This is a genomic window from Amycolatopsis vastitatis, assembly GCF_002234595.1.
GTDB lineage: Bacteria > Actinomycetota > Actinomycetes > Mycobacteriales > Pseudonocardiaceae > Amycolatopsis > Amycolatopsis vastitatis.
This window is the reverse complement of the sequence record NZ_NMUL01000051.1, coordinates 1-24,831: the sequence shown is the minus strand read 5'-3', so window position 1 is coordinate 24,831 and position 24,831 is coordinate 1. Positions and strand designations below refer to the sequence as shown.

Annotated in this window: 29 protein-coding genes and 3 pseudogenes; 12 read left to right on the top strand and 20 right to left on the bottom strand. The window is 69.0% G+C overall.

The window, feature by feature from the left end:
- Positions 1–43: 43 nt before the first annotated feature.
- The 4 genes from CF165_RS39935 to CF165_RS53000 all read right to left on the bottom strand — a co-directional run bounded on the left by CF165_RS39935 (position 44) and on the right by CF165_RS53000 (position 3,784).
- Positions 44–1,261: an MFS transporter gene (locus CF165_RS39935; protein ID WP_093952785.1), complete on the bottom strand. Its 1,218-nt coding sequence runs from the start codon at positions 1,259–1,261 to the stop codon at positions 44–46.
- Positions 1,262–1,349: 88 nt separating this feature from the next.
- The gene (locus CF165_RS39930) at positions 1,350–2,366 is read right to left on the bottom strand and encodes a zinc-dependent alcohol dehydrogenase family protein (protein ID WP_093952784.1); all 1,017 of its coding nucleotides are present in this window, start codon (positions 2,364–2,366) and stop codon (positions 1,350–1,352) included.
- 124 nt (positions 2,367–2,490) lie between these two features.
- Positions 2,491–3,399 carry a helix-turn-helix transcriptional regulator gene (locus CF165_RS39925; protein ID WP_093952783.1) on the bottom strand — a complete coding sequence of 303 codons (909 nt, stop codon included), beginning with the start codon at positions 3,397–3,399 and terminating at the stop codon, positions 2,491–2,493.
- Between the two features lie 241 nt (positions 3,400–3,640).
- Entirely contained in the window at positions 3,641–3,784 is a 144-nt protein-coding gene (locus CF165_RS53000) for a hypothetical protein (RefSeq protein WP_240522014.1), read from the bottom strand.
- Between CF165_RS53000 and CF165_RS53910 the strand changes: the two genes are divergently transcribed.
- The 3 genes and pseudogenes from CF165_RS53910 (at position 3,735) to CF165_RS52985 (ending at position 4,813) form a co-directional block, all read left to right on the top strand.
- Positions 3,735–4,241, top strand: a complete 507-nt coding sequence (locus tag CF165_RS53910; protein ID WP_369126869.1) for a cyclophilin-like fold protein — start codon at positions 3,735–3,737, stop codon at positions 4,239–4,241. The two genes, CF165_RS53000 and CF165_RS53910, sit on opposite strands and share 50 nt — an antisense overlap.
- A pseudogene (locus CF165_RS53905) lies at positions 4,132–4,371 on the top strand (SDR family oxidoreductase); the annotation flags it as partial. The gene CF165_RS53910 and the pseudogene CF165_RS53905, both read left to right, overlap by 110 nt.
- Positions 4,372–4,420: 49 nt before the next feature.
- Positions 4,421–4,813, top strand: a complete 393-nt coding sequence (locus tag CF165_RS52985; RefSeq protein WP_240522002.1) for an SDR family oxidoreductase — start codon at positions 4,421–4,423, stop codon at positions 4,811–4,813.
- Between the two features lie 17 nt (positions 4,814–4,830).
- On the opposite strand, the gene CF165_RS39910 is transcribed toward CF165_RS52985, so the two are convergent.
- Together CF165_RS39910 and CF165_RS39905 are read right to left on the bottom strand one after the other, a co-directional pair.
- Positions 4,831–5,835, bottom strand: coding sequence for an NAD(P)-dependent alcohol dehydrogenase (locus CF165_RS39910; protein WP_093952782.1), 1,005 nt, complete (start codon positions 5,833–5,835; stop codon positions 4,831–4,833).
- Between the two features lie 22 nt (positions 5,836–5,857).
- Entirely contained in the window at positions 5,858–6,571 is a 714-nt protein-coding gene (locus CF165_RS39905; protein WP_240522001.1) for a carbohydrate ABC transporter permease, read from the bottom strand.
- Here CF165_RS39905 and CF165_RS39900 point away from each other — a divergent pair.
- On the top strand, positions 6,540–9,302 hold the full coding sequence (locus tag CF165_RS39900) for an alpha-L-rhamnosidase (RefSeq protein WP_240522000.1): 2,763 nt from the start codon (positions 6,540–6,542) through the stop codon (positions 9,300–9,302). The genes CF165_RS39905 and CF165_RS39900 overlap by 32 nt on opposite strands.
- Before the next feature lie 40 nt (positions 9,303–9,342).
- Entirely contained in the window at positions 9,343–9,531 is a 189-nt protein-coding gene (locus tag CF165_RS39895; RefSeq protein ID WP_093952781.1) for a hypothetical protein, read from the top strand.
- Between the two features lie 181 nt (positions 9,532–9,712).
- Here CF165_RS39895 and CF165_RS39890 read toward each other — a convergent pair whose 3' ends face one another.
- From CF165_RS39890 to CF165_RS50640, 5 genes and pseudogenes are all read right to left on the bottom strand, one after another.
- Entirely contained in the window at positions 9,713–10,201 is a 489-nt protein-coding gene (locus CF165_RS39890) for a hypothetical protein (RefSeq protein ID WP_093952780.1), read from the bottom strand.
- A gap of 375 nt (positions 10,202–10,576) precedes the next feature.
- Positions 10,577–10,810: pseudogene (locus tag CF165_RS39885) on the bottom strand (ATP/GTP-binding protein); the annotation flags it as partial.
- A complete protein-coding gene (locus CF165_RS39880; RefSeq protein WP_093952779.1) occupies positions 10,791–11,171 on the bottom strand; it encodes a DUF742 domain-containing protein in 381 nt (126 codons plus the stop codon). The gene CF165_RS39880 and the pseudogene CF165_RS39885, both read right to left, overlap by 20 nt.
- 3 nt (positions 11,172–11,174) lie before the next feature.
- The gene (locus tag CF165_RS39875; protein ID WP_093952778.1) at positions 11,175–11,600 is read right to left on the bottom strand and encodes a roadblock/LC7 domain-containing protein; all 426 of its coding nucleotides are present in this window, start codon (positions 11,598–11,600) and stop codon (positions 11,175–11,177) included.
- 39 nt (positions 11,601–11,639) lie between these two features.
- Positions 11,640–12,614, bottom strand: a complete 975-nt coding sequence (locus CF165_RS50640) for a hypothetical protein (RefSeq protein WP_143268781.1) — start codon at positions 12,612–12,614, stop codon at positions 11,640–11,642.
- Positions 12,615–12,821: 207 nt separating this feature from the next.
- Here CF165_RS50640 and CF165_RS39865 point away from each other — a divergent pair, with 207 nt between their 5' ends.
- On the top strand, positions 12,822–13,205 hold the full coding sequence (locus CF165_RS39865; RefSeq protein WP_093952776.1) for a hypothetical protein: 384 nt from the start codon (positions 12,822–12,824) through the stop codon (positions 13,203–13,205).
- Positions 13,206–14,068: 863 nt separating this feature from the next.
- Here CF165_RS39865 and CF165_RS39860 read toward each other — a convergent pair.
- The 4 genes and pseudogenes from CF165_RS39860 to CF165_RS53895 all read right to left on the bottom strand — a co-directional run.
- Entirely contained in the window at positions 14,069–14,911 is an 843-nt protein-coding gene (locus CF165_RS39860; protein ID WP_093952775.1) for a DUF6338 family protein, read from the bottom strand.
- A gap of 5 nt (positions 14,912–14,916) precedes the next feature.
- Complete coding sequence (locus CF165_RS39855) at positions 14,917–15,159, bottom strand: hypothetical protein (protein WP_093952774.1); 243 nt, start codon at positions 15,157–15,159, stop codon at positions 14,917–14,919.
- 190 nt (positions 15,160–15,349) lie between these two features.
- The gene (locus tag CF165_RS53900) at positions 15,350–15,598 is read right to left on the bottom strand and encodes a pentapeptide repeat-containing protein (protein ID WP_369126868.1); all 249 of its coding nucleotides are present in this window, start codon (positions 15,596–15,598) and stop codon (positions 15,350–15,352) included.
- An 80-nt stretch (positions 15,599–15,678) separates the two neighbouring features.
- Positions 15,679–15,759 (bottom strand): annotated as a pseudogene (locus CF165_RS53895) (hypothetical protein); the annotation flags it as partial.
- Positions 15,760–15,843: 84 nt separating this feature from the next.
- On the opposite strand from CF165_RS53895, the gene CF165_RS51885 reads away from it, so the two are divergent.
- Positions 15,844–16,311, top strand: coding sequence for a hypothetical protein (locus tag CF165_RS51885; RefSeq protein ID WP_167441718.1), 468 nt, complete (start codon positions 15,844–15,846; stop codon positions 16,309–16,311).
- Positions 16,312–16,379: 68 nt separating this feature from the next.
- On the opposite strand, the gene CF165_RS52975 is transcribed toward CF165_RS51885, so the two are convergent.
- From CF165_RS52975 to CF165_RS39835, 3 genes are read right to left on the bottom strand one after another with little or no spacing between them, the layout of a single operon-like run.
- On the bottom strand, positions 16,380–16,709 hold the full coding sequence (locus CF165_RS52975) for an NUDIX hydrolase (RefSeq protein WP_093952772.1): 330 nt from the start codon (positions 16,707–16,709) through the stop codon (positions 16,380–16,382).
- A 10-nt stretch (positions 16,710–16,719) separates the two neighbouring features.
- Positions 16,720–17,631 (bottom strand): acyl carrier protein, encoded by a 912-nt coding sequence (locus CF165_RS53710; RefSeq protein WP_338023607.1) that lies wholly within the window; start codon positions 17,629–17,631, stop codon positions 16,720–16,722.
- Entirely contained in the window at positions 17,628–19,028 is a 1,401-nt protein-coding gene (locus CF165_RS39835; RefSeq protein WP_093952771.1) for an NAD(P)/FAD-dependent oxidoreductase, read from the bottom strand. The genes CF165_RS53710 and CF165_RS39835 overlap by 4 nt, the downstream gene beginning before the upstream one ends.
- 511 nt (positions 19,029–19,539) lie before the next feature.
- On the opposite strand from CF165_RS39835, the gene CF165_RS39830 reads away from it, so the two are divergent.
- On the top strand, positions 19,540–20,553 hold the full coding sequence (locus CF165_RS39830) for a hypothetical protein (protein WP_093952770.1): 1,014 nt from the start codon (positions 19,540–19,542) through the stop codon (positions 20,551–20,553).
- 429 nt (positions 20,554–20,982) lie between these two features.
- On the opposite strand, the gene CF165_RS52955 is transcribed toward CF165_RS39830, so the two are convergent.
- The gene (locus tag CF165_RS52955) at positions 20,983–21,198 is read right to left on the bottom strand and encodes a hypothetical protein (RefSeq protein WP_240521997.1); all 216 of its coding nucleotides are present in this window, start codon (positions 21,196–21,198) and stop codon (positions 20,983–20,985) included.
- On the opposite strand from CF165_RS52955, the gene CF165_RS53890 reads away from it, so the two are divergent.
- From CF165_RS53890 to CF165_RS39810, 4 genes are all read left to right on the top strand, one after another.
- Positions 21,100–21,321 carry a hypothetical protein gene (locus CF165_RS53890; RefSeq protein ID WP_369126867.1) on the top strand — a complete coding sequence of 74 codons (222 nt, stop codon included), beginning with the start codon at positions 21,100–21,102 and terminating at the stop codon, positions 21,319–21,321. The two genes, CF165_RS52955 and CF165_RS53890, sit on opposite strands and share 99 nt — an antisense overlap.
- Positions 21,322–21,705: 384 nt before the next feature.
- Complete coding sequence (locus tag CF165_RS39820; RefSeq protein ID WP_093952768.1) at positions 21,706–22,356, top strand: TetR/AcrR family transcriptional regulator; 651 nt, start codon at positions 21,706–21,708, stop codon at positions 22,354–22,356.
- Entirely contained in the window at positions 22,353–22,754 is a 402-nt protein-coding gene (locus CF165_RS39815; protein WP_338023604.1) for a PPOX class F420-dependent oxidoreductase, read from the top strand. Before CF165_RS39820 ends, CF165_RS39815 begins: the two co-directional genes overlap by 4 nt.
- Before the next feature lie 127 nt (positions 22,755–22,881).
- Complete coding sequence (locus CF165_RS39810) at positions 22,882–23,103, top strand: hypothetical protein (protein WP_093952766.1); 222 nt, start codon at positions 22,882–22,884, stop codon at positions 23,101–23,103.
- A 247-nt stretch (positions 23,104–23,350) separates the two neighbouring features.
- Here the strand turns inward: CF165_RS39810 and CF165_RS39805 are convergent, their stop codons facing one another.
- On the bottom strand, positions 23,351–24,151 hold the full coding sequence (locus CF165_RS39805) for an SAM-dependent methyltransferase (protein WP_093952765.1): 801 nt from the start codon (positions 24,149–24,151) through the stop codon (positions 23,351–23,353).
- Positions 24,152–24,831 lie beyond the last annotated feature (680 nt).

The window sequence follows — 24,831 nt, the reverse complement described above, 5'->3', positions numbered from 1 at the left end:
CGTAAAGCGGGCGAATTGTCGGTACTTTGGTCGGTTGGCTCGGTCAACATGGTACGGCGACCTCCTCCTTCTCGTGGTCGAGGCCCGTTGGTTTCGTGCGGCGGGAGCGGACGGCCAGTGCGGTGAGGGGCAGCAAGGTGAGGGCGGCGGTGACCGCCCCGACCAGGGATGGTCCGGTCACCCCGAGCGACTCCAAAGCCGTGCCCGCGACGGCGGTTCCGGCGGCGATGCCGGCGTTGAAGGCCGACGTGCTCAGCGCCGAGGTCAGGGTGGGCGCGTCACCGGCGTAGCGGACAGCGAGCGCCGTGACGACGGGGTTGACCGTGAATCCGTTCAGGGCCATCAGGAACACGAGGACGATGGCCGCGACGGGACTGGTGGACAGCGGGATCATCAGGAACAGGACCACGGCGGTGGCCGCGGCCGCGGTGATGGTGGTCGCCATGGGGCGGCGGTCGCCGAGGCGGCCGCCGGCGTTCGTGCCGCCGAGGGCTCCGGCGCCGAAGGCGATGAGGGCGAGCGGGACGGCGCCGGCGGGGATGCCGGCGCGGTCGGTCAGCAGCGGGGTGAGGTAGCTGTAGGCAGCCAGCACTCCGCCCATGATCAGCATCGCGGCGGCGAGGGCCAGCCACAGCCTGCCCTGGCGCAGGGCCCTGATCTCGGCTCGCACGGACACTTCGACCCGTTGTTCGCGGGTGGGGATGAACCGGCCGATGACCGCGGCGGCGAGCGCGGAGAGCGCCGCCAGCGCCCAGAACGGGCCGCGCCACCCGGTGAACTGACCGGCTAGAGACCCGATCGGCACGCCGATCACGTTGGCCAGGGTCAGACCGCCCATCATGACGCCGATGGCGCGCGTCGAGTTCCGCGGGCCGGCCGCGGCAGTGGCGACGACGAAGCCGACGGACCAGAACGCCCCGGTCGCCAGGGCGGTGACGACGCGGGCGGCGAGAACGATGCCGAAAGAGCCGCTGAGTGCCGCGACGACGTGCCCGAGGCTGAACACGGCGAGTGCCAGGACCAGGGTCCGGCGCTGGGGCAGCCGCAGGGTGGCCAGGGCCATGGTGGGTGAGCCGATGATCATGCCGAGGGCGAAGGCTGTGATCAGCAGGCCGGCCTGGGAAACGCTGACGCCGAGATCGTCGGCCAGTTCCGGCAGCAGGCCGGCGATGACGAACTCGGTGGTTCCCATCAGGAACGTGCCGGCGGCGAGTACCCAGACGACGGCGGGCAGTCTGCCGGGAATGGTCCCGGTGTGCATGGTGGATCTCTCCTTCAGGTGCTGGAGGTCGCCGGTCCGGGCCGCACCGCTGTCGCTGCGGCCCTGACCGGAGGTCCCCCGTCTGCGGTCAGGGGGTGAGCAGGGTCTTGATGGCGCGGCGCTCGTCCATGGCCCGGTAGCCCTCGGCGACCTGCTCCAAGGACAGGGTGAGGTCGAAGACCTTGCCGGGGTCGATGCGGCCGGCGAGGACCCGGTCGATCAGATCGGGCAGGAAGCGGCGCACGGGCGCCGGGCCGCCGCGCAGCCCGGCGTGGGAGAAGAACAGCTCCTCGCCGGCGATCTGCACGTCGTGCGGAACACCGACGAACCCGACGTTGCCGCCGGGCCGGGTGGCGTGCAGGGCTTGCTGCATGGACTCGGCGGTGCCGACGCATTCCAGGACCGAGTCGGCGCCGATGCCGTCGGTGAGGTCCTTGATGCGGGCGACGCCGTCGTCGCCGCGTTCGGTGACGATGTCGGTGGCGCCGAATTCCGTGGCCAGCTTCTGGCGGGATTCGTGGCGGCTCATGGCGATGATGCGCTCGGCGCCGAGTTCCCTGGCCGCGATGACGCCGCACAGCCCGACCGCGCCGTCGCCGACCACGACGGCGGTGGCACCGGGTTTGACCTCGGCGGCGAGGGCGGCGTACCAGCCGGTGCCCATGACGTCGGATACGGCGAGCAGGCTGGGCAGGAACTCCTCGTCCGGGTGCTCGGCGGTGGCGACGAGGGTGCCCTGGGCGTGGGGGATGCGGACGTAGTCGGCCTGGCAGGTGCTCATGAACTCGCGGTGCAGGCACGAGGACTGCCAGCCGTGGCGGCAGTTCGCGCACGTGTTGTCGGAGGTGGCGAAGGAACCGACCACGAACTGGCCGGGCTTGACCGCGGTCACCTCGCTGCCGACGTCTTCGACGATGCCGACGTATTCGTGTCCCATGGGGTGCGGGCCGCCGATCGGTTCCAGGCCGCGGTAGGGCCACAGGTCCGAGCCGCACACGCAGGTGAGGACGGTGCGGATGATCGCGTCGGTCGGCTGCTGGATCTTCGGGTCGTCGAGCTGTTCGAACCGGACGTCGCCGGGAGCGTGGATGACGGCTCCGCGCATGGTGGACTCCTCGCACAGTGGACGGTGCGGGACCGGGCGGCCCCTGAGTCCAGGCAACCGCTCTTTCGCGCCGCGAGCGAGTCACTGACGAAGGGTGTACCGGTAGTGCACCCCACCGTGTGGGTTACGCCGACGAACCGGGGTGCGCGGACCGACCACTGTCCACAGCAGAGTGCTCGGATTCTTGTGTCGCTGCCCAGGACGAGAGCAACCGCAATGCCTCGTCCGACGGCGAGCCGGGCTCCGCGGCGTAGATCGTGAGGGTGAGCCCGGGTTCGGCGGCCAGTTCAAGGCCTTCGTAGGCGAGGGTGAGCGTCCCGACGACGGGGTGGTGGAAGGTCTTCGACCCGCTGCCGTGGTGGCGGACGTTGTGCGCGCCCCACCGCGTGCGGAACTCCTCGCTTCGGGTCGACAGTTCCCCGACCAGGTCGTGCAGACCCTTGTCGTGCGGATTGCGGCCGGCTTCGACGTGCAGGATTTCGACGCAGACGTCGGCGAAGAAGCCCCAGTCCGGGTAGAACCGGTGCGACGCCGGGTCGAGGAACTGGAACCGGGCGATGTTCGGCGGCTGCTGCGGGCTCGCATACACCTCGGAGTAGAACGCCCGCGCCAGACGGTTCGCCGCCAGCAGGTCCATCCGTCCGTTCCGGACGAACGCCGGTCCTTCGGTGACCGCGTCGAGGACCCATTGCAAGCTGCGGCGCGGGGTCCACTGCTTGCCCTTCGGCCGGCGCCGCAGGATCGCGCTGGTGCCGTCGGCGGCGCGGGTGAGGGCGAGCAAGTGGGCCCGCTCGGCGTCGTCGAGCTGCAAAGCCTTGGCCACCGCGTCCAGCACGGACGGCGAGACACCCGCGAGATTCCCGCGTTCGAGCTTCGCGTAGTACTCGACGCTGACATCGGCCAGCATGGCGACCTCGCTGCGGCGCAGTCCCGGCACCCGGCGTTTGCTCCCGGCGGGGAGCCCGGCCTGCTCCGGGGTGATCTTGGCGCGCCGCGAGACGAGGAACTCGCGGACTTCCTGACGATTGTCCACCTCATCACCATAGGTCCGCCCAGCTGGGGGAAGGGTGCTCTTCCAGTACACCTTTCGGGAGAACCTCCCGATACACGCGAGCCCCTGGTTCCCTGGGAAGCGACAAGCCCGGCTGATTCGTGAGGCCGGCCCTCGACGTGAACCGACCGGGAGGTCTTGTGATCCTCAGCCGCGCGGTCCCGGCGACCGTCCTGCTGGCCGCGGTTGCCTGCAGCGCCGGAACAGCGCCGTCGCCGGCACCTCAGGCACCCTCGACGACCCTCGCACCCACGACCGGGAGGAGCACCACCGTGAACATCCGCCTCACCGCCGACGGTCGCGCCGTCAACGCGACGCTGAACGACAGCGCGGCCGCCCGCGACTTCGCCGCCCTGCTCCCGCTCACGCTGAACCTGAGCGACTTCCACCAGACTGAGCGGATCTCCGACTTACCCCGGCCCCTTTCCACCGCCGGCGCTCCGCGGAGCGCCGAGCCGAAAGCCGGCGACCTCGCTTTCTACGCCCCCTGGGGCAATCTGGCCATTACTACCGCAACGCTCCCCGCGCGGACGGCGTGGTCATCCTCGGCCGCCTGGCCGACGGCGGCGCCGAGGTGCTCGCCACGGCCGGCCGGGTCACCATCGAACGCTGAACGGAGAAGACGAGATGAACCCCACGTACGACTTCAGCGGCCAGGTCGCCTTCGTCACCGGCGCAGGGGCCGGGATGGGGCTGGTCACGGCCCGCGCGTTCGCCGAGTCCGGCGCGGCCGTCGCCCTCACCGACGTCGACGAAGCCGCGCTCGCCGCGGCGGCGAAGGACCTTACCGACGCGGGACACCGGGTTCTCGCCTTGACCTGTGACGTCGCCGACGAAGCGCAGGTCGCCGCCGCCGTGGACCGCACCGTCGACACCTTCGGCCGCCTCGACCTGGCGTACAACAACGCGGGAATCCAGATCCCGCCCAGCGACGCCGCCGACGAACCCGCCGAGCGGTTCGACCGCGTCACCGCGATCAACCTGCGCGGGGGTGTGGGCCTGCATGAAGCACGAACTGCGGCACATGCGAGCACAAGGCAACGGAGCGGTCGTCAACTGCTCCTCGCTCGGCGGTCTCGTCGGCGTCCCGGGGCGGGCGTCCTACCACGCCTCCAAGCACGGGGTGATCGGCCTGACCACCAGCGCCGCCCTCGAGTACGCCCCACGCGGTATCCGCATCAACGCGATCTGCCCCGGCACCATCGACACCCCGATGGTCGGTGACATGATCGCCAAGGGTGAGCTCGACCGCGCCGAAGCCGAGGCCAACCAGCCCATCAACCGGCTCGGCACCGCCGAGGAGATCGCCCAAGCCGTGCTGTGGCTGTGCAGCCCCGGAGCCGGGTTCGTCATCGGGGTGGCCCTGCCCGTCGACGGCGGTTACGTCGCTCGGTAGCAGGCCTCTTGGGCTGATCATCCCGGGGGGACCACCACGGCCTTGAGCGATTCGCGGTCCCGGCGGCTCAGGGTCAGCGCGTCCTCGGTCTGCTGGATGTCGAACCGGTGGGTGATGGCTGCCGAGACGTTGACGGCGCCGTTGGCGATGAGCCGCAGGGCGGCGGGGTAGGTGTTCGCGTACCGGAAGGTGCCGGTGATGGAAAGCTCCTTGCGCTGCAGGAGGCCGACGTCGACCGGGACCTCGTCCGACCCCATCCCGACGAGGACTGCCCGGGCGGCCGGCGCGAGGTGCTTGAGTCCCTCGGTCAGCGCCGCCGGCGCACCGGAGCACTCCAGCAGGGCATCGAAGTCCGGCTCGTCGACCTGGTCGGCGGTGGTGACGTCGAGTCCGAGTGACCGGGCGATCCGCAGCCGGAATTCGTTGTAGTCGGTGACCAGCACGCGATCGGCGCCGGACGCGCGAGCCACTTGCGCGGCGTACAGGCCGATGGGTCCGGCGCCGGTGACGAGCACCCTGTCCCCTGATGAGATCCGTGCGGTGCGTACCGCCCAGACGCCCACCGACACGGGCTCGGCCATCGCGGCCTGCTCGAAGCTCAGACCGGCGGGGGCTCGATGCGCGAAGCAGGCATCGATCGTGACGTAGGTGCTGGTCGCCCCGTCGACCGGTGGTGTCGCGAAGAACACGACGTCGGGGCAGAGGTTGTACCGGCCGGTCAAGCACTGCCGGCAATTCCGGCAGGGGATACCCGGTTCCAGGGCGACGGTCTCTCCGACCCGTTCAGAGTCCACTTCGGACCCTGCTTCGACGATCGTGCCGGCCGCTTCGTGTCCGATGACCATCGGGCCGTCGAGAACGTACTCGCCGATCCGTCCGTGCTCGTAGTAGTGCACATCGGACCCGCAGATACCGACCGCCCGCACGTGCACCAGGACTTCGCCGGGCGCCGGCGCCGGAACGGGACAGCTCTCGATCCTGACGTCACCGGGCGCGCGAAGGACGGCGCTGAGGTTGTTCATGCTCACTCCAGAGAGTTGACAGTCATTCGCCGGTCACGGCGCCGAGCGTGAGCCCGGAGACGAGCCAGCGGCGGACGGCGATCCCGGCGGCGATCATCGGCACGACGACGATGGTCCCGATGGCCGTCAGCTGCCCCCAATCGACACCGGCCTGGGTGACCAGCTGGGACGCCGCGATCGGCAACGTCTGCGAGTCTGGCCCGGAGATCACCATGGCGAAGGCATAGTCGTTCCAGGAGAACACCAGGCACAGGACCGCCGTGGTGACGACGCCGGCTTTCGTCAGCGGCAACGCCACGTGCCAGAACGCCTGCCAGCGCGTGCACCCGGCGACTTCCGCGGACTCACCGAGCGACGGGGGAAGGGCCTCGAAAAAGGCGTTCATGATCCAGATGGCGAAGGGCAGGTTGAAACTGAGATAGGCGAGCACCAGACCGGTGATGGAGTCGATCAACCCGGCCAGGCGGAACATCAGGAACAGGGGCAGGACGACCGCGGCGATCGGTGCCATCCGGGTGGAGATGAACCAGAACGCCAGTGCCTTCTTGCCGGCCAGTTTGGTGGTCGCGAGACCGTAGCCGACCAGCGTGCCGAGCGCGGTGGCCACCGCGGCCGACAATCCGGCGGCGACCACGGAATGCGCCAGGTACGACCCGAGGTTGTTGGCGCCGCCGAAGAGGCTCTTGTAGTTGTCGAGCACCGGGGTGACGAAGACCTTGAACTTCCGGCTGAACAACCTGGCGTTCGGGACGTTCCTGCGCGCCCGGGACGCCAACAACGCCTATATGTGGCAGCTCAACGTCGGCGACTCCGCTTCTTCGGTCCCGTATCTGCGTCCGCATCGCCGTGTCAACGGCGACTACGCAGTGCTGGCCGAAGTGGATCTGCGGCCGTTCGGGTTCACGCGCGCCGGTTTGCTGGCCGGAACGCACACCGTGGCCTACACCGTCGACGGTACCGACATCCGGACCACATTGGACGGTGTCGTCGTCGACACGCGGACCGTCTCGGACTTCTCCAGCGGCCGGGCCGGTCTGCGCACCTACGGGACGGAATCGGTCACGGTCGGAAAGTTCACTGTGACGAGGCCGGACGGCACGGTGTTGGCGGACCCCGAATTCGCCGTACCCAACCCGCTCACCGGCGGCAGCATCGACAACCGGGAACTGACCGTGAGCGGCAGCACCGACGCCCTGTACGTCGGCCGTGATTCCTACGAACCGCTGCTGCGAACGTCGTTTTCGACCACGCCCGGGAAGCGGGTGGCGCAGGCCCGGGTCTACGCGTCGGCGCACGGCATCTACCAGCTCACGCTCAACGGCCGCAAGGTCGGCGACCAGTTCCTCGCGCCGGGCTACACCGAGTACGCCAAGCGCATCCAGTCCCAGACCTACGACGTCACCGGCCTCGTCCGGGCAGGTGCGAACGGGTTCGGCGCGGCACTGGGCGACGGCTGGTGGGCCGGGAAGATCGGGCTCGCCGGCAAGGGCCAGTACGGCACCGATCTGGCGCTCGTCGCGCGGCTGAAGATCACCTACGCCGACGGCGGCGTGCAGTGGGTCGACACCGCGCCGGACTGGAAGTGGCATGCCGGGCCGTTCGCGGCGACCGACAACCAGCTCGGCGAGACCTACGACGCCCGGTCCGAGCAGCCGGGCTGGACCGACGGCGGGTTCGACGATTCCGCGTGGGCGCCGGCCGCGGTGCGTCCGTCGGACACGGCCAAGCTGTCGCCGCAGCCGGATGAGCCGGTGCGGGAGACCCAGGTGCTCGCGACGAAGAAGGTCACCAGCCCGGCGCCGGGCGTGACCGTCTACGATCTCGGCCAGAACATGGTCGGCGTGGCACGGGTGAAGATCACCGGCAAGGCCGGCGAGACGGTCCGGCTCCGGCACGCGGAGGTGCTCAACCCGGACGGCACGATGTACGTGGCGAATTTGCGGGCCGCGACCGCCACCGACTACTACCGGTTCGCGAAGGACGGCACGCTCACCTACCGGCCGACGTTCACCCAGCACGGCTTCCGGTACATCGAGATCACCGGGCTCGCCACGCCGCCGCCCGCCGCCGACGTCAAGGGCGTCGTGTGGGGCTCGGATCTGCGCCGCACCGGCACGCTGGGCACGTCCGACGGCATGCTGAACCAGCTGCTGAGCAACGTCGCGTGGGGTGCGCGGGGCAACTTCCTCTCGATCCCGACCGACACCCCGGCGCGCGACGAGCGGCTGGGCTGGACCGGCGACATCAACATCTTCGCGCCGACCGCCACCTACCTCAGCGACATGCGGGCGTTCCTGGGCAAGTGGCTGACCGACGTGCGGGACGAGCAGAAGAGCAGCGGGTCCATCCCGGCCGTCGTCCCGTCCACCAACGGCGCGTTCGACGAAAGCGGTGTCGGCTGGGAAGACGCGCTCATCACTGTGCCGTATGCCTTGTGGCACGCCTACGGGGACGCCCAGGTGCTGCGCGACAACTACGAGGCGATGAGCCGGTTCTTCGCCTACGCCCGGGCCAGTGCCGGCCCGGACAACCTGGAGACCGGGCGGCTGACCTTCTTCACCAACGATTGGCTCAACCTCGACGACCCGTCGGACCAGGGTGTCCTCGGGACCGCGATCTGGGCGCAGGACGTCCGGATGATGGCGGAAATGGCGCAGGCCGTCGGCCGGACCGCCGAGGCGGCCGAGTACACGAAGCTCTACGAGGACGTCCGCGCCGCGTTCACCAGCGCCTATCTGGCGGCGGACGGGACGGTGCGGGGCAACTCCCAGACCGGGTACGCACTCGCCCTCGGCATGGACCTCGTCGCCGATCCGGCGTTGAAGGCGAAGGCGGGGGAGAAGTATGTGGCGAAGCTCGCGCAGGGCGACAACCACCTCAAGACCGGGTTCATCGGGACGCCGTGGCTGATGCCGGCGCTGACGAACATCGGCCGCGACGACCTCGCCTACACGTTGCTGTCCAAAAAGGATTATCCGTCGTGGGGCTACGAGATCGGCAAAGGCGCCACCACGGTCTGGGAACGCTGGAACTCGATCCAGCCCGACGGCACTTTCGGGCCGGTGGACATGAACTCGTTCAACCACTACGCCTACGGCGCGGTCGCGGACTGGATGCACCAGTACATCGGCGGAATCCGGATCAAGGAGGCCGGCTACCGCAAGAGCGTGATCGAGCCGCGCATCGGCGGCGGGCTCACCCACGCCGAAGGAGTCGTCGACACCGTCTACGGGCGGCTGTCGGACGCGTGGGCCCTCACCGGTGACGGCTTGACGATGAACGTCACCGTGCCCGTCAACACGACCGCCGAAGTGGTGATCTCCTCGCGCGATGCCCGGTCCGTCACCGAGTGCGGCAAGCCGCTCCGCTCGGCCGGTGGAGTTCTCGGCGTCACCTACGACCCAGGGAGGAAGGCGACTGTCGTGACCGTCGGTTCCGGTCGGTACAGCTTCCGGGCGTCGAAGTAGCCGGGATCCGGCGCTCGAGGCGGGCGGGTCAGAGCGATGGTTGTGGGGTGGCGACGGGTTCGCCGCCGGTGGAGCCGGTGCCCGTGGCCTTAGCGTCGGCTGGGAACCGGGCCACCTCATCGCCGGGGCCACGGCCTACGACGCCGAGCGGCCGGTCGCCGACACGCAGGCCCAGGACGTGCTGATGCACGGCTTCAGCCCGAGCGGCGCGGCCTGCGGGACCTGCTGAGCGGGTTCATCGCCGAGGGTGGCGAGGTCGCCCGGACCCTGGCCGGCAGGCTGTCCGGGCTCGCTGTGGCCTACCCCGGCCGGACGGCGTGCATCCGCTGGTGGGCACGAGGGCACCGCCGACTGCACATCCGAACTGAACGGCGAGTCGGCGTCCCCCAAGTCATCCTCAGCCTGGCCTGTCAGGTCTGGAGTCTTGGGACGATCAATGTTGCGACGTCAGCTGGGCAGGCCGGGCGGTCCTTGAGGGCGCTGGCGTAGCCGCCGGGCCGGTTTCCCTCGTACTGCAGGAATGCTTTCGCTATCGCGATCTTGATTTCCAGGCTGGTCTGGGGTGCACCGAAGATCGAGACGAGCCATTCGGGAGCGTCCGGGTCGCGACCGAGAATGCTGAACAGCATGGAAGCGACCTTGCCGGTGAGCTTCTTGCCGAGGCTGACCGCACTGGGGCCGGTCAGCACTTCGCCGATGAGGTCACGGACGGTGCCGCTGTCCAGGTGAGTGGCCATGAGCGTCCCGGAGAGAGTCGACAGGTCGCGGAGCGCGGCGGACTGGTCGCCGGGGTGAGCGCCGGAGCTCGAAAAGCGTGACCGCACGATCTCGTGCATCGCTCGGACTTCCGATCCGCTTACCGGCTGGACCTTGTCGAGCTTGATCACCAGATCCAGCAAGCCGGTGCAGTCTGCTGTCCTCGTGCCCGTCCGCTGCGGTGCGCATGCGGTCGATTGCCGAACGGATCACGGCATCGGAGGAACCGGAAGCTGGTGGCGGGGCAGCTACCAGCAGCTGGGCCAGCCGTTCGGCAGCATCGGTGTGCGGCGTGCTGAGCAGCGTCACCATCCATGCCGCCAGTGGCTCCGGCGGCCCGGCCGGATACGTGTCGGCGAGTGTCTTCACCACCGTGCCCGCGACCGACGGGCTGGTGCCCGTCACCACTTGCTGCTGGATCCAGCGGCGAGCGCCGGCATCCGATTCGGCCAGCCTGCCTTCCAGCCGGGCCCGGATACGGAGCTTCTCGGTCGCGGGCGAGTTCGCTCTCGGCCGGAGTTGACAGTGATCCGGCCGAAGTCGAGAGCCACCGTAGTCGTGGTCTTGCCCTCCACTCCAGCGAGGTCGTCCGTGCCCACACTGAGCGCGCTCAGGCTTTCCTCGGTGCGCAGGGGGGCGATCTCACTTACCGAGCCGACCATCGTCGTCTTACCGACCCCGAAGCCGCCTGCTATCAGCAGTTTGGCGGACACGGTGGTCAGGGCAGGTGGGTCAGAGTCTACGGACGCCATCGAGTACCGCCTGGAGTAGGTTCATGTCGGGTGCGTTCACGGTCGGCAGCGCCGAGGTCTGGCGAACCAGGAATCCCTCGTCGATCAGGTCGCTGACGAGTACTTTGACCACCACCACGAGCAATCGCAGTTGCGCGGAGATCTCGGCCACCGACAGCGGCCGGCCTTGGCACATCCGGACGATCGTGGCGCCTTCGCGGTTGATCCGCTCGGCTTCGGACGGTGGCCGCGCTGCGAGCACGAGGGTGATCATGGTGAGGGCGTGCCGATCCGCCCGGGCGCGGCCCTTGGTCAGCGCGAAGGGCCGGACGAGCGGGCCGGCGTCATGGTCGAACCAGGATTCCTCCCCTTCCTCGCGCATCGGTCACCTCTGCTCGTCGAGTCTCAGGCTCCCGATTTCCGGCCGCGGCTCGGCGACGAGGTTCTCGCCGACCTGCTGGACCATCACGTTCATCTCATAGGCGACCATCGCCATGTCGGCTTCCTCCGCCGCGAGCAACGCGAGGCAGGCGCCGCGTCCGGCGGCCGTCACGATCAGGAAGGCGCGGTCCAGTTCGACGACGGTTTGGCGAACGTGTCCCTTGTCGAAACGGCTGCCCACCCCACGCGCGAGGCTTTGGAACGCCGAGGCCATTGCCGAGAGGTGCTCGGCATCCTCTCGAGCCATCCCCCGCGAGCCGCCGATCAGCAACCCGTCGGCGGAGAGCACGACCGCCTTCTCGGCCCCGGGCAGCCGCTCGACCAGCTCGTCGAGCAACCAGTCCAGCTCGCGCACATTGGAGGTGACCATCAGATCCTCGTTCGTTCGTGGTGTATTCGAAACCGCTGTTCACGAGCGGTGACGTGGCGCGGATTCGCGCCCCTGCCGGGTGCCACGGAGCATCGCTGCAACGGTGTCCCGTGCTAGCTCAGGCGCCCGGGTTGCACGCGCCGACGCTGGTGTGCGGGCCGCGGAGGACGCATTCGGCGAGGCGATCGCGGCGGCCAGCTGCGGTGACAGATTTACCTGACGCCGACGGCGGGGGAGCGGCGGTTGTCCGCCTCCGCCGCCGGCTGTGTGGGTATCCGGAGTCTCAGCGACGGGGACACGCGCCGGCGTGGGAGCGGTCGGAGCCACGACGGCCGGTGATTCATCTTCTTCGGGCCAGCGCGCCTCGAACCACGACATGTCGGCCTCCTTGGAGCGCCCGGCACCGGAGCGGTGACGCGACTCATCAAGGCCGTCCGTGGGCGCGACCGGCTTCGCGGCCTGCGGTGGTGCCGTCTCCGCCGCGATCGCCGACGTCGGGATCAGCACGATGGCCCGCACGCCGCCGTAGCTGGATTCGGTCAGGGACACGGTGATGGCATGCCGCGCGGCAAGCTGCGCGACGACGAACAGACCGAGCCGCAGCTGGCCGGCCAGGGCCATGACCTGAAAGTCCGGAGGGTTGCGCAGCATCGCATTGAGCCGCCGGCGGCGACGGCGACGGGTCGATCGTCGAGGCTGGTGCAGGCCACCGCCGCCACCGAGCTGGTGTGGCCGGTGAAGGTGGTGAACTCTTCGCCGGTGGCGAGATCCCAGACCCGCGCGGCGTGATCGCGGCCGGCGGTGACGGCGACCGGGCGGCCAGCCGAGCGCCTCGGCCATCGAGACCCAGGGCAGGAGGGCCGGGCCGCCGTCGGCCTGTATAACGCCCTTCCCGAGGGGGCAGTGGGTCGGCGTGGAGAGCGCCGCCGTGCCGGAGCGCTTCGCCACAAGGATCGCGCGGGAACGGGTCTGCAGGACGCCGAACTCCTCGGTGGAGAGGAGCTCGGTGTCCACGGAGCGGCTCTCGCGGCGGAGCACGTCGGCGACGGCCTCCCAGGCAGGCGTGGATTGGATCGCGCTGTCGCGGGGGAAATGCTCCTGCTCCCGTCCGCTCGGACGGTTCCGCCGACGTGGTAACAGCCATTCGCGCGCGGCCTTTTCGCAGGCCGGTCATGACGGTGACCTGACGGGGGCTGCGCTGGACGCGGCAGAATTGCCGGTATGGGACTTTCGGAGCAGAAGAGGCTCGGCCGGTTCGTTCGCCGGGCCCGGCGCATCGAGGCGCTCTCGCTCGTGCAGGACAAGCAGGTCCTCCAGCAGCTGCTGGAGGACAATATCCGCGCCGAAATCCCCGAGGATGGCTCGGACATCACGCTCAGGATGGCGCTGCCCGAGAACGAGGAAGTCTTCGAGTCGCTCGCGGCCCGCGTGCGACCTCTGCTGGTCAAGACGGAGTCGATCTTATTGCCACCTGCTCACCGGCGGTCAGCGCGGGACCGGCCGGGAGTTCGGGCGCTGGGTCATGATGTGGGAGGTCTACGCCGTTTTGCAGCAGGTGCCCGGCCCACGTCGACGCGGTCGTCTTGTTCGCCGCTGACCCGCTAACAGGCCAGCGCGGCGACGCCGCCCAGCAGATCGATCTCGGACCGGGCCAGCTCGTCTTCTCTTACGGTCACCCGGTCCGGGTCGTTCACCCGTGAGGTCGAAGAGGAACTCCCGCGATGGTGGCGCGACGACTCTGAGGCGGGGCAGTTCGCGCAGGTGGTCTACCAGCTGCGCGGGCCGGTGTATTAACTGCTCGACCACCTCGATCCGGCCATCGCCGGTGAAGCGGTCGTCGACTGGCTAGCTTCGTGCTTCGGGGTCGCCGCGGGCAGCCGACGAGGGGCCGTACTCAACATCCTCGCCGCGTTCCACGACGGTTGGGCATCACCCGCGGCCTCGCGACACTACTGGCCGCGTATCTCGGCGAACATGGTTCGTTCGAGATCGGAGAAAGCGGCATGGGCTTGGTCCCGCACACCCGACGCAGTCCTGCCTGGAACCGGGGACGCCGAGCTGGACATCCTCATCACCGTGCCCGAATCAACGGCCGTCGACACACATCGACTCGGCTCTCTGATCGCTTCCGCTGTGCCGGCGCACGTACGCCACCGCATCCACTGGGACTGAGCCGCAATGCGGCACCCGCGACGCCACTTCGACGCGTGCAGGCGTTGCGTGCGCCCGCCAGTCCAGCCTCGCAGTCCGTCGCGACCTTGCCCGGCATGTGGCACCGAACCTGGCGCGCTACCTCGCCGCCATGAACAAGACGCCGGCGTCGCCCTCGCAGAGATGCTGTGGACCATCTCCAGCGGGCCGGCGAACTGCGGATCGATCCGGGGTGCGGTTTCGCGGGGCTGTCCAACTGTTGCGCGCTCGCGGTGCCGACAGCGATGGCGCCGCGGATAGTCCTGGACGGTCGGGCACTACCCGTCGATGTCTCCGGTCGTTTCGCCCCCTTCACTTGAGCCTTCGGCTGACCCCGCATTGGCGAGCGGGGTGCGTGTCCGTGCGACGGCGAGGGACCGTTTCGGTGCGTTCTTCGGCGGGCGAAGGCGGTGCTCGGGATCGCGGATCAGTTCGCCGGTTTCCTGATGGATGTAGGCGACGCGGAGGTAGGCGATCTTCGAACCCGGAATGACCACCCGGTGCCAGGTGTCGCCGATGACCTTCTTCTCGAACTCCTCGATCCCGGTTAGCGGCTTTCCCTGGTAGGTCAGTGACTCGCCTTCGATGACGATCTCGCGTTCCCCCATCGGCCCGGAGGGGGTGAATGACCGGACGTACCCGAAGAACGAGGACCCACTCTCCAAGAGGACGTGCACCCAAGGCCTGGTGCCGACGGGACGGTCGAGTCTCAGTGCTTCCGTCCAGGCCGTCCACTGCCGCACGGAAGCCTGCTCGCGACCTCTTCGCGCAAGCAGGAAATCGAAACCGATGGCGAGGGCACAAGCCAATGCCAGTTCCACGGCGACGCTGACGACGACGAGCGCGAAATGCTCGCGAACGTATCCGTCACCGGAGCTCGACCAGGCTTGTGGGCTTGCGAGCAAATGCAGCCCCAGCACGGAGAACAGACCTTGAATCCCGGTGAGCACCAGCAGCGACGCCAGCGTGAAAACCAGGCTGCCGAGTGCCACGCGCGAGGCTTCGCGGAAGGCGGTCTCTTGGCGTCGCGCCCTGCGGCGTTCCCGGCGCAGTTCGAACGCGATCCCCGGCGCGACCAAGGTCAGGAACGCGGTCAGCGCGCCCAGAGTCTGGGGAATCACCGTGGTCAGGTCGTCGGTCCACCGTGCCGCGGCGGGGGTCCGTCCTCGGAGTCGATCTCACGCGGCGAGTCACCCCATCCGCCTTCCACCACCTGGTAGCAACCCTCAGTGCATTCGGTGTGCACAGGATGATCGACGTGGACCTTGCCGTCCTGATCCGTCCATGCCGAGTGTGGGACGGAGGAGTCGACGTCCTCTTGGATGGCCTCCATCGGATCGCGCTCGTCGACGCCGGTGTGGTTGCTCATGATCGTCCCCTCATAATCGGCCGCTCCACGTTACAGCGGCCGGTACGGATATGGCTACGGCGCGCAGGTGTTCGCCGTGGCGATCGGCTGACGGATACGCGGACCAGGCCGGCTTCGTAAGCGGCGGTGACGAGCTGGGCCCGGTTGCGGACGGCGAGCAGGTATCTTGGCCGCGGCGGGCGACCGTCGTTCACAGCCGAAATGGGTTATCTCTCTGCATCGCGCCCTGGAAGTGGGCCTCGTTGGTGAAGGTTGCGCTTCTGAACGCCGCCTCATACTTGAAGGCTGTGCTGAGGAACTCGGCGTCGCCAGAGAACCGGGTACTCGAGAAGCGGGCAGGACCCTGGAAGGTTGCGCGGCTGAAGTCGGCATCGCCGGTGAACCCGGCATCGGTGAAGGTTGCAGGGTCGGAGGCGCCCCTACCGAAGGTTGCGAGGATGAAGTGTGCGTCGCCGATGAAGAGGACCCCCTGAAGTCGACACGGCCGGTGAAGGTTGCCTGACGGAAGTCGCTGTAGGAGAAGCGCGCGTAGGAGAATTTGGTGGTTCCGACGAAGCTCGCCTCACCGAACCGTGCACTGTTGATCACGCACTCGGTCATGTCGAGGTTGATCAATCGAGCTTTGGTGAGGTCGAGGTCGATGTCGATGTTGTCCCAGAACGTTCGGGGCCGCCCGATCCGCAGGTGATCGGCCAGGATTCGTTGGGCGGCGATGCGGACCTCTTGTTCCTGGACGCGCTCCTTGTACTCGGCACGCGCGGCTTCGGCAAGGCTGGGGTCGTGCTCGTGCTGGTGCTTGTCGCCAGGGACGTCGAAGGGCATGCGCTGGTAGGCGCAGATGACGTTGACGACGCTTTGCCGCTGGCGTTCGTTGCCCTGAGCGAGCCGTTCCAGTGCGTAGAGGCCGGCGAGCCGGTACCGGCGGCCAGGAACAAGGCACCTCCGACCGTCAGCCCCAGCGGCATCGTCTTCGGTCCCACCGACCGCCAGGCAGCCGTCCAGTCCACGATCTTGATCGCCGCCGCGAGCAGACCCAACCCGCCCACGGTCAACATGCCGACAGTCCGCCACCACGACCACGTCTTGCCCGAGAGGCTCATGCCTGTTCAGTCGTGTGCTGGACACGAGCCGTGTCACCGTTGCGAGGATTGACTTGTGGCGCCTGGGCTGTAGCAACTCGTCCCGACAGATCACGGGGAAGCCCCGCAGGCGGCTCCAGCTCAATGCCGGCGAACACCCGAGTCGGCAAACGCAACCTCCCGCCAGTACCCAAATCCCTGGTCAGAGGCCTGCACAACCGTATCCGCCCGATTTCCAGCAGGTGTAATTCCCTCAGTACGACGTCGGGGACATCCGGCAGGGGCGCCGTCGCCCAGGCCGCGGCGTGCTTCGGTGACGCCGCCGGGGATTTCCCACAGCGCGCGGCCGCTCGGCTTCACGATCAGGACGCGTTCGTGGTCGGGGTTGTCGAAGAACAGCACGCCGGCGGACGGGATGGCCATCGGGTAGTTCTCGAAGAAGTGCTGCTGCGTCGCGGTGGGCGTCGTCACGCAGGGCAGGCTATCCCGCCCCCTGCGTCGCTATCCGTGCAGGACGTTGTGACGCTTTGTAGTCGAGCGGACTCGTTGGTGCTCGTAGCGACTCCCGCAGCGTTTGCAGGTGGTGCCGGTCAGGCGGGTGCCGCACCGGCAGGCCCAGCCGACGTGCCGGTGCGGGTTGCCCGCGACGAGCGCGTGAGGCGGGAGGTCGCGGTCGACGAGCGCCCCGGCGGCGATCATGGCGTAGGTGCCGATCTGGATGCCCGGGAGCAGGATGGCTCCGGCGCCGACGGTCGCGCCTCGGCGGACGGTGACCGGTCGTGGGGTCCAGTCCTCTGTGGTCTGGGGGAGCCCTGCCGAAGTGACGGCTCGGGGTGCGCTGTCCTCGATGATCAGGACGCCGGGACACAGCAGGACCTCGTCCTGGATGACAGCCCCGAAGACCTGTACGGCGTCTGGATTTTGACGCGGTCGCCGACCCGGGTGCCGGGGCCGAGGTGGACGTCCGTGCCGAGCGTGCACTGGTCTCCGACCTGGACGCCGTCGGCGAGCAGGACACGGCGCCAGAGGCGGCTGCCGCGTCCCACGGCGGCGCCGGCGCCGAGTTCGGCGGTCGGGTGGATGACCGCATCAGGCAGTTGTTCGAGTCCCGGACGCGGGGCGGGACCTGATCAAGAGCGACGAGCGCGGTCGGGGCGGCGGCCCCGCGGTGCTCGATCAGGGCGGCGAGGTCCCCGAGCTGGTGGACGTCGGCGATCGCGGCGTCGGAGATCGCGATGCCGTACGCGGCTTCGAGGGCGGCTGCGAGCCGGACCCGGTCGAGTGAGTCGAAGCCGATCTCGTCCAGCTCGGTGTGCCGGGTCAGCGCGCCGGTCGGCCTGGTAGGCGAGCTCGGGGCCGTGACCGTTTCGATCAGCTGTTCGGGCAGGGTCATCGTGTGCTCCGGGCGGCGATGTCCAGGACCAGGGGCAGGACTTCTTCGACGGGTGTACTGGTGACCAGCCGCCGCACGGCCGGGTCGTTGAGGCCGTGGGCGAGCGCGGCACGTATCGCTGCGGCGATCCGGCCGGCCGCGCCGCCGGGGAGATGACCTCCGGGTTGGCACATCAGCTCGGCCAGGTCGCCGCCGCGGGCGTCGATGAGTTGGGCCAGGTCGGGCGCGACGATCGTTCGGCGGGGTGAGTACGGGTGAGCGTCCAGGGTGCCGGGGTGGTCGAGTTCGTTGCGGATCAGCGTGGCCACCCGGGGTGCGAGCAGGATCCCGCACCGGTACGTCGCGGTCGCCAGCAGGATCTTCGGGTTCGCGGTTCGGCCGACGAGGGGCAAGTGGTCGATGGTGTAGGGCCGGTACCCGACGCGGACATCGGTTACCTGGGCGTGGCGAAGTCCGGTGTTGAGCTCGCCGACGCCGTCGTGCAGCAGGGTCGCGATCTCGTCCACGGTGGCCCGCCGGCCGGGCTCGGGCCGGGTGCTGAGGCGGTTCGTCGCCCCGAGGTACGTCCGCCCGTCGACCCGGGGGACCAGGTGCGCCCCGCACGCGAAGCCCCGGTTCGGGGTCCGGATCGGTGCGGTGACGGGGTCCGGGACGGCGTCCAGCACAACACTGACCCCGCGCCCAGCCAGAACCGGCGGAGCATCCAGGCGCAGGCTGGGGGAGCGGCGCGCCAGCGCGGTCGTCTGCACACCGGCGGCCAGCACCAGGTGCTCGGCTGTGACCGGTTCGCCATCGACGAGGTCGAGCCGCAGCATGGTTTCGGTGTCCACGATGCGGGCTGTATCAGTGTCGTGCCAGGTGATCCGCGGGTGCGCGAGCGCGGCGGCCGTAGCCACTGTGGTGAGCTCGGCGGCGTCGATGCCGGCCTCGCCGGGCAGCCATAAGGCCTCGAACACCGATTCCGAATGCAGGCCGGGGACGTCTTCTGGTGCGTGCAGGTGGCCGGGCAGGCGGCCGGCGGCGGCGGCCGCGGCGATCGCGGCGAGTTCGGCGCGGTCGGCCGGGACGCTGGCGGTGACCCAGACTCCGGGCGTGAGGCCCGGCGCCGGGCAACCTGCGGTGGCGGAGAGCTGGTCCAGCCACGCGTCGTAGCCGGCACGCGCGGCCACGCGCTCGGCCACTTCGACCGCGACGCGCTGCGGCGGGTGTGCGGCCTCGACCTCGGAGAAGACCGTGAGCATCGCACCAGCCGCGCGGCTGGCCTGCCCCGCGTGTTCGCCGGTTCGCGGCCCGACCAGGACGACCGAGTACCCCGCCTGCGCCAGTTCCAGCGCACAAGCCAAGCCCACGATGCCCGAACCGACCACCGCCACGTCCGCTGACCGCGTCTTGTTCACCTGCTCACTCCCGTCCGTCGCACGGGGACCCGTGCCCCGAGTCGCGGGTTCGAGGAAAGCGTGACGCAGAGGGCAGCGGCAGGGGTTCGTGCCAGCTCGGCATGGTTGTGCCAACCCGGCACAACCTGCCCGGCCTCGTCACCGAGCGACTACCGTGGGTGTGTTTCCGTGGGAATCGAGGCGTCTGATGCCGAACCGATGGACCCGCACCGAGGACGTAGGCCTTGCCGCCGCGATCGCGGCAGGCGACCACGCCGCAATCGTTCGACTGGCGCGGGAGCGCGCCGACCTCAGTTAGACCGAGCTGGCTCGCCGTTTCGGCTGCCATCCCAGTCTGATCAGCCGGTTCGAGAGCGGGCAACGACGCCTGCAGGATCCGGCGACGCTGCGACATCTCGCCGAGCTGCTCGACCTGCCCGCCACCGCGTTCGGCCTGCACGACCGCGTCGCCTCCCAGCGATTCCCGCCGCGCTCTCCTAGGGTGAGCACCAGCCAACCCGAGGAGGACGACATGCGGCGCCGCACATTCCTGGTGGCCACCGGTCTGCTCGGGTCCGGTCTGGCAACGAGCAGCGCAGCTGCCACCGAACCGGATCCCGCAGCCCTGCTGGCCCGCCACCTCGAGCCCGTCCTCCTCGGCCCCGCGACCCCGGCCGTCCCGACCACCTCGGCGACGCTGCGCCAGGCACTCGCCCTCGCTCGCGCGGCCTTCGATCGCGCCGACTACCTCACGCTGGCGCGCCGGCTACCCCAGCTCGCCCGGGCCACCGAAGCGACACGGGCGGCCACAAGTGCCGGCCACGACGTCGCGGCCCAGGTCTACACGCTGATCACCCGCGCCTTGATCAAGCTGCCCGCGAGCGGGCTCGAATGGATCAGCGCGGACCGCGCCTCCCTGGCCGCAGCCCGGACCAGCGACCCACTGCTGCTGGCGGAGGCCGAACGCGTCAAGGCCTCGGTCTGCCGCCGAGGTGGCCAGCACGAACGCGCCCAGGACCTCGTCCTTGCCGCCGTCGACCACCTGGACACCGGCAACCGCCCCGCACCGCAGCACCTTGCCCTCTATAGCGCGCTCATGTGCACCGCCGGCTACGGCGCCGCCCGCGCGGGCAACCGCGACCTGGCCCTCGACCTGCTCGGCGACGCCAGCCGGACCGCGGACCGGCTCACCGACCACCGGGCACTGCACGGCCCGCTCACTGCCAACATCACCAGCCACCAGGTGTCCGCGCTGCACGTGCTCGGCGACCCCGCCGCCGCGCTGCACTACGCCCGCACCGCCGGCGCGTTCACCGGCACCAACACTGAGCGGCAGGGCCGTTACCTGGTCGATCTGGCGCTCGTTCACCATGCCCTCGACCGGCCAGGCCCGGCATACAACGCACTGCGGGAAGCCGAACTCCGCGCGCCGGGCGAAGTCCACACCCGCGCAACCGCCCGAAAGCTCATCCGGGACTTGCGCGATGACCGTCGAGCCCGCCTGCCGGGCATCGACCAGCTTGCCGCCCGCGCACACGTAGCCTGACCAGGGGCCCCGAACCAGCGCTACCCGGTCCGGCCGGTGTCGCCGTGCCGGAGTTGAGCGCGGTCGGCCTCGGCGATGGGTGAGCCGCGCCACCCCTGGTCTGCAGCCCATTTGCCACGTGAGCCGAGTTTCTGTCGCTCGATGTCCGGCGAGGGGACCTGGAACGCACCAGCAGGAAACCTCGGCTAGTCCTACGGCTGATCCTGACCCAGTTGCAGTCCTCACGACGACGCAATCGCGCCCAGAGCAAGACCTCCAACAGCCCATTCTGACGGCCGGGTCTCGTTGCAGACCTTCGGCAGACCTGACGAAGCCCAGCATCGAACCAGCACGAGTCCTTGGCGGCTACGGCACTCCGCCTTGAGCTTCCCCCGGTTGTCCAGACACCTTGGCATTGCCCCGGTTCCCCGGACCTCGGTCTGTGGAGTGTCATGGCGTTGCCCCCAGACGACGGACCCGGGTTGGTGGAGTCGATGGTGCTTCGTCTGGAAGGCTGTCGATCATGCCGAAGGCTATCCCGCCGAGTTCCGGGATCGGGCGGTTGCGCTGGTCCGGGCTGGCAAGTCCGTCCGGGAGACCGCTCATGAGCTGGATATCAGTGAATCCTGCCTGCACAGCTGGCTGAAGCAGGACCGCGTCGATCATGGTGAACGCCCTGGACTGAGCAGCACGGAGCACGCAGATCTCGTGGCGGCGAAGCGCGGATCCGGCAGCTGGAAACCGAGCTGGAGATCCTGCGTGAGGCGTCGAAGATCTACGAGGAGCTGAAGGGCGGCCCAAAAGGGCGTTCCCGGTAGTCGCTCGCCTCGCCGAGCGGGGATTACCGGTGAAGCTGGCTTGCCGGCTGCTGGAGGTCAGCCATTCCGGGTTCTACGAGTGGCGCTCGAGGCCGACCTCGCCGGCGGCACTGCGCCGCGAGTGGCTGAGCGGAGTGATCACCGAGATCCACGGCCGGTCTCGCGGCACCTACGGCGCGCGTGCATGCCGAACTGCGCTTGGGGATGGGGATCATGGTCAGCCGCAAACACCGCCGGTGAAGAAGGAGCAGGTGACAGGGCCATCGCCGGAGCGCGCACGCCAGCAAGCCGCAGACGTGTGTGACGTCCGCCATACTCCGTCAGACAGTTGTCTGATGCCGTTAGACTGTTGTCTATGACCGTGCGCGATGGGTCCGGCTCGGCTCGACGGCGTGCCCCCGGGCCGCAAGAGCGGGTGGTCGATGCCGAGCGCACCCGGGCGGCGTTGCTCGATGCGGCGTTGCAGGAGTTCTCTGAGAAGGGATTCGCGGGGGCGCGGGTGCGGGACATCGCCGAGCGTGCCGGGGTCAGCAAGGACCTCATCGCCTACCACTTCGACGGCAAGGAGGGCTTGTACCGGGCGGTGCAGCGGGCCTGGCTGCACCGCCGTGACGGGTTCGCCGAACCCGGCCTGTCGCTGGCCGAGAGCCTGGCGCGCTACCTGCATGACGCGTTGAGCGACCCACGGCCGATGCGGCTGCTGGCCTGGCGAGGACTGGCCGCTGTCGGGCAGGGCCCGCCCGAGTCGAGTGCCGACGCCGACTACCCCGACACGGCCAGCCTGCGTCGCCGATTAGAACGCGGTGAGCTCGATCGCGGCCTTGACCCGGCAACCCTGCAGCTCGTCCTGCTCGGCGCGGTCGCTGCCCCGGTCGTGTTCGGCGACATCGCCCATCGGCTATTCGGCATCCATCCCGGCGAGTCCGAATTCGAGAACCGCTACCGCGACGGCCTGCAGTGGATTCTGCGTGCCTTGCGGGGCCCTGAAGAACAGGACAATCAATGATGACGCTCACACCGGAACAGGTCGAGTACCTCAACAGCCAGACGCTCGGGCGGCTGGCCACTGTGGACCGACACGGTGCTCCGCAGAACAACCCGGTCACGTTCCGCTACAACCCCGAACTGGGCGCCATCGATATCGGTGGACACAACCTCGGTGCCAGCCGTAAGTTCCGCAACCTGGCCGGCAACAACTGGGTGGCATTCGTCGTCGACGACATAGCCTCGTATCAACCGTGGCGCGTGCGTTGTTTGGAAATCCGTGGGCGCGCCGAAACACTCAGCGTTGCTGAACCCCTCCGACCGGGGTTCTCAACCGAACTGATTCGCATCCATCCCGACCGCATCCTTGACTTCGGACTGACCGCCCACGGCGCAGCCGCACCAGAACGTCCACAGTAAACGATGCTTGCGCCAGAATGATCTTGTAGGGTTCTCGCCGCCGATGGCATATGATCACAAACCGTTGCTGCGCACCCGGATCCGGGGCACAGTCAGTTGATCACGCAATCATGGACAGAGCCGTTCGTTGGACGGCCTGGTGCCAGGCCGGCGCCTGACCGAGGCCTATGGCTGGATCACCACCACCATCGCGGTGGCCAACGCCACCGGCCAGGCTGCGGGCGGACTCCTGGCCGAGCGATTCGACCACCACACCGGCTTCCTCGCCGCAACGCTGTGCGTACTGTCCCTGGCCCTGCCCGTCTGGATCAGCCGCCAGCACCTCGTCATCGCCGCGCCGGCAAACTGATGCGCGATGACAGCCAGCCGCTTCGCTGCGAGGTGTCCGTCCGGCGAGCCGGACGACATTCGCAACTGGCCCAGCGCGCGTCTTCACCTACGGAGTGCCTTCCTACTCGGCAAACTTGATGTTGTGGTGACACCAATTTCCCTTGCAGGACAGGCACTTCCGTTCATCTACAGCACGTGTCGCCCCAAAACCCATGAAAGCGGCAGGCTGGCGGCCGGTGACAGGGGTTGGTTCCGGGAGGGTGGTACTACGTCTTCCGGGCGACGCCGGCGTAGACGTCGTCCGGCTCGATGTCACGGATGCCCGGCTCCGGGTGCCACAGCGGCGCGCTCACGACGCCGGGCCCGACCAGTTGCAGGCCGTCGAAGAGTGCGACGACCTCGGCGTAGGGGCGGAAGTACATCGGGTCCCGGCTGTTCTTCATCGCTTCGGTGACTGCCGCCATGGCCCGTGGTGCGTGATCGGCGGTCAGGTGCGACAGCGCAACAAGGCTCCCCGGCGGCAAGGCTGCGCGGTAGTCGGCGACGATCTCGCGTGGCCGCAGGTCGTCCGGGACGAAATGGAACACCGCGACCATCAGCAGCCCGATCGGACGGCTGAAATCCAGCATCGTCTGCACGTCTGGTGAGGTCAGCACGGCGCGGGGGCGGCACAGGTCGGCCGCGACCACGGTGGCGTTCGGGTTGCCCTCGAGGATGAGGCGGCTGTGGGCGACGGCGACCTCGTCGTAGTCCACGTACACGACCCGACATCCGGGATCCGCGTTCTGGGCCACCTCGTGCACGTTGCCGACGGTGGGGATGCCGGAACCCAGGTCGAGGAACTGGGTGATGCCCTGGGTGATCATGTACCGCACCGCGCGGCGCAGGAACGCCCGGTTGGACGCGGCGACCTGCCGGCCCGATGGCAGGACCGCCATGACCTTTTCGCCGACGGCACGGTCGGCGTCGAAGTTGTGGCTGCCGCCGAGCAGCCAGTCGTAGACCCGGGCGGCGCTGGGCAACCTGACGTCTACGCCCTCGGGAATCCGCTCACCCGCCACAGACACCGCGCACCTCGCACAGATCGATCTTCCCGAGTCCCGTCGTCACGCTGAGAATATGGCAACCACAGGTGAGTCGCTCGCCGCGCTGCGCGGTGCAAGATCGATACCGCGGTCACTGATGGGGGGCACGTCGTCCGCGTGCGGAGGGCCGGCTTCGACGCGCTGGCGCTGTCCTTCCAGCGGGTCCCTTTGCAGGTGGGGCGCACACCGGCCGTCGGCGACACGCAGAACCTCATCGGCTGGCGCCTGTGGCGGAGGCAACGGCGACGAGCGTCTGCGCGCTCCAGCGGCGAATCTGGATCAGCACGGCTGGCTCGGTGCCCCGCAGGTCGAGGGTCCGCAGGGTTGGTTCAGCCGGGTCGCCGCGGGAGTCGGGCAGGAGACATCGCCGCTTTCGCGGGATCCCGTCCTTGCTGCTGACGACGGTTCCGTGGGGACGCTACCCGGCAAGCCCGGACCGCAAGCGTGCTGTCGCGGCGAGCGCGGGGAGGTCAGCCGGTAGCTGGAACAGCGCCGGCTGTGTGATCCACTATGGCAAGGACGGCGCCCTGCCCGGTCGGGGCAAGGTGCGCGCCGGGACCGCCATGCTTCCGTCCGGCTGCGCCGTCGTCATGGGGCGCGGACGCCCTCTTGTTGCTGCGGATGGGCGGGCAGGTCGCTCACCGGCACGCCGACATGTCCGC

Excerpts from the sequence above, each read along its gene's own strand:
- CF165_RS39935 (WP_093952785.1), bottom strand. The coding sequence starts at position 1,261 with ATGCACACCGGGACCATTCCCGGCAGACTGCCCGCCGTCGTCTGGGTA.
- CF165_RS39930 (WP_093952784.1), bottom strand. The coding sequence starts at position 2,366 with ATGCGCGGAGCCGTCATCCACGCTCCCGGCGACGTCCGGTTCGAACAG.
- CF165_RS52985 (WP_240522002.1), top strand. The coding sequence starts at position 4,421 with ATGAAGCACGAACTGCGGCACATGCGAGCACAAGGCAACGGAGCGGTC.
- CF165_RS39910 (WP_093952782.1), bottom strand. The coding sequence starts at position 5,835 with ATGAACAACCTCAGCGCCGTCCTTCGCGCGCCCGGTGACGTCAGGATC.
- CF165_RS39880 (WP_093952779.1), bottom strand. The coding sequence starts at position 11,171 with ATGCGCGAGGAAGGGGAGGAATCCTGGTTCGACCATGACGCCGGCCCG.
- CF165_RS39875 (WP_093952778.1), bottom strand. The coding sequence starts at position 11,600 with ATGGTCACCTCCAATGTGCGCGAGCTGGACTGGTTGCTCGACGAGCTG.
- CF165_RS39865 (WP_093952776.1), top strand. The coding sequence starts at position 12,822 with ATGGGACTTTCGGAGCAGAAGAGGCTCGGCCGGTTCGTTCGCCGGGCC.
- CF165_RS39855 (WP_093952774.1), bottom strand. The coding sequence starts at position 15,159 with ATGAGCAACCACACCGGCGTCGACGAGCGCGATCCGATGGAGGCCATC.
- CF165_RS53710 (WP_338023607.1), bottom strand. The coding sequence starts at position 17,631 with ATGACCCTGCCCGAACAGCTGATCGAAACGGTCACGGCCCCGAGCTCG.
- CF165_RS39830 (WP_093952770.1), top strand. The coding sequence starts at position 19,540 with ATGCGGCGCCGCACATTCCTGGTGGCCACCGGTCTGCTCGGGTCCGGT.
- CF165_RS52955 (WP_240521997.1), bottom strand. The coding sequence starts at position 21,198 with ATGATCGACGCGGTCCTGCTTCAGCCAGCTGTGCAGGCAGGATTCACT.
- CF165_RS39820 (WP_093952768.1), top strand. The coding sequence starts at position 21,706 with ATGACCGTGCGCGATGGGTCCGGCTCGGCTCGACGGCGTGCCCCCGGG.
- CF165_RS39815 (WP_338023604.1), top strand. The coding sequence starts at position 22,353 with ATGATGACGCTCACACCGGAACAGGTCGAGTACCTCAACAGCCAGACG.